The following is a 2983-nucleotide window of genomic DNA, read 5'->3' as shown; positions in this document are numbered from 1 at the left end:
AAGAAGCCCTCGACTATATCGCAGAGATGAATCGTGACCATGCGATCGGTGCTTCCGACTGGCGTCTTCCCAACCGCCGTGAACTCCGAAGTCTTATGAGCTACCAGACCAGGAAGCCGGCCTTGCCGGAGGGGCATCCCTTTGTCAACGTGATCAGCGCATGGTACTGGACGTCCACGACCGCGGCGATCAACACGGCCTATGCGTGGTACATCCATACGGAAGGCGCACGAATGTTTTACGGCCAGAAGGAGGAGCGTTTCCTGTTCTGGCCTGTTCGAGAGCACGGAGCCACGATTCTGCTCGCCACCGGCCAAACCCGGTGTTATGACTCGAAGGGTCGCGCCCTACCCTGCGCGGAGTCAGGACAGGACGGAGAGTTCCGAGTGTGGGTGCCATGGCCTGATCCCCGCTTCGAGGAGGCGGGAAGTGTGAACGTCGACCGGCTCACGAACCTCTGCTGGCTCTCCTCGGCCGACCTTACGGGAAGGCCGGCGACATGGGAGGAAGCGCTCAAAGCGGTGACTGACCTCAACCGGCAGCGGGGGGAGACTCATTCATGGCGGCTACCGAACATCAACGAACTGGAATCGCTCGTGGATTGCAGCGCGCACAGCCCGGCGCTTCCTCAAGGACATCCCTTCAGTGAGGTCAGGGAAGGATACTGGTCCTCGACGACGAGCATGTTCGAACCCGACTGCGCGTGGGCGCTTTATCTCACCAAGGGTGCTATCGGCATCGGGCAGAAGAAGGGCGCGCATTTCTCGGTGTGGGCGGTGTGTGATCCCCCCTCGAGGACCGGGTGATATGTCCTGTGAACCACTCCAGGCCCGGTTCACACATGTAAATCGGATCACACGAGAAGGCAGACAACACCTGCGGGAGACTTCCCTATGAATGACCAAGAGCACGCAACCCCCGATGGACCAGCATTAAAGCCCGGATTAGCGCCTGATGCAAAACCCGATGCCAAGCCGGCGGGTGCCGCAAAGGATCACCCGAGCAACGGCCTGACCAGCGACGAGGCCCGCCGCCTTTTGGCAAAGTTCGGCCCCAACACGATGCCGGATACGAGCGTGCACCCGTTGCGCATGGCGCTCGAAAAATTCTGGGCCCCGGTTCCGTGGATGCTCGAGGCCGCGATTGTGCTCGAACTGGTAGTCGGCAAGCATGTCGAGGCCGCGATCATCGCCGGCCTGCTGGTGTTCAACGCAGTGCTCGGACTGTTCCAGGAGAGCCGTGCCCAGGCGACCCTCACCGCGCTGAAGTCCCGGCTCGCGCTGAACGCGTCCGCCCGGCGCGACGGCGCGTGGAAGACCGTACCCGCGGTCGAGCTTGTGCCGGGCGACGCGGTAAAGCTCTCACTCGGCGGCGTGGTCGCCGCGGATGTGCACATCACCGGCGGGGAAGTTCTGCTCGACCAATCCATGCTTACCGGCGAATCGGTACCCATCGAAGCCGGCGCGGGCGTGCAAACCTTTGCCGGAGCGCTCGTGCGCCGGGGCGAGGCGGTGGCGGAGGTCACGGCGACCGGAGTGCGCACCAAGTTCGGCCGCACTGCGGAACTGGTCCGCACCGCTCATGTCGTGAGCTCCCAGCAGAAGGCGGTTCTGCGCGTGGTGCGCAATCTTGCCGCATTCAACAGCGTCGTCATCGTGGCGCTCGTCGCCTATGCCTACTTTCTCAAGATGCCGCTGGCGGAGATCATCCCCCTCGTCCTGACGGCGGTCCTGGCGACGATACCGGTTGCGCTGCCGGCCACGTTCACCCTGGCCGCGGCGCTCGGCGCGCGCGCCTTGGCAAAGTTGGGCGTTCTTCCGACCCGCCTGTCCGCGGTGGACGAAGCGGGAACGACGGATGTCCTGTGCTCCGACAAGACCGGCACGCTGACCCAGAATGCGCTGACGGTGACGACGGTTCATCCCATGCCCGGCTTCGACGAGGCGCATGTTTTGGCACTGGCCGCGCTGGCGAGCGCGGATGGCGGGCAGGACCCGGTGGATGCGGCCATTCGCGCGGCCGCCGCGAGCAAGGGCGTCTCCGATGCGCCGACCCTGGTCAAGTTTGAGCCTTTCGATCCGGCGAAGAAGACGTCCGAGGCGAGCGCAACCGATTCGACCGGCGCTGCGCAACGTATCGTGAAGGGCGCCTTTGCCGTGGTCACCGGCCTCGCACAACCGTCGCCGACCGCAGCAGCCACGGCGGACGAACTCGAGCGGCAGGGGTTCCGGGTTCTGGCGGTGGCGGCGGGACCGCAGACGGCGATGAAGCTGGCAGGACTCATTGCGCTGAGCGATCCGCCCCGTTCAGACGCGGGGGCACTCATTGCCGAATTGCATGAGCTGGGCGTTCGCACCGTGATGGTGACGGGCGACGCGCCGGCGACCGCGGCTATCGTGGCTCACGCGGTGGGGCTCGATGGTGCGGTCTTCCCGCCCGGACCAATCCCCGACAGCGTCCACCCCGAGCAATTCGCGGTCTTCGCCGGCGTCCTTCCGGAAGATAAATACAAGCTCGTCAAGGCGTTCCAGAAGGCTAACCATACGGTCGGCATGTGCGGCGATGGCGCCAATGACGCGCCGGCGCTGCGCCAGGCGCAGATCGGCATCGCAGTCTCGACGGCAACCGACGTCGCCAAATCGGCCGCCGGTATGGTGCTGACCGAGCCCGGACTCGCCGGCATCGTCGCCGCGGTCAAGGAAGGGCGAATCACGTTCCAGCGCATCCTCACCTACACGCTGAATGCCATCGTCAAGAAGATCGTGACGGTGCTCTTCCTGATCGCCGGCCTGATCATGACAGGGCACGCGATCCTGACTCCGCTGCTGATGGTCATTGTGATGATCACCGGCGATTTTCTCTCCATGTCATTGACGACGGATAAGGTGCGGCCGTCGCCGAAGCCGAGCGTATGGCGCATCGGCAGCCTGACGATGGCCGGCGTCACCATGGGTGTGTGCCTGCTGGCTTTTTGCACCGGCAT

Annotated in this window: 2 protein-coding genes; both read left to right on the top strand. The window is 64.4% G+C overall.

Annotated elements, in window-relative coordinates:
* On the top strand, positions 1-806 hold an 806-nt coding region (locus WC815_24210), incomplete at its 5' end, for a DUF1566 domain-containing protein (GenBank protein ID MFA5911894.1).
* A gap of 87 nt (positions 807-893) precedes the next feature.
* The coding region (locus tag WC815_24205) for an HAD-IC family P-type ATPase (GenBank protein MFA5911893.1) at positions 894-2983 on the top strand (2090 nt) is incomplete at its 3' end.

Source organism: Vicinamibacterales bacterium, from assembly GCA_041659285.1.
Taxonomy (GTDB): domain Bacteria; phylum Acidobacteriota; class Vicinamibacteria; order Vicinamibacterales; family UBA2999; genus 12-FULL-67-14b.
Note: the sequence above shows the minus strand (reverse complement) of the source record. Positions and strands in the feature narration are given on the sequence as shown.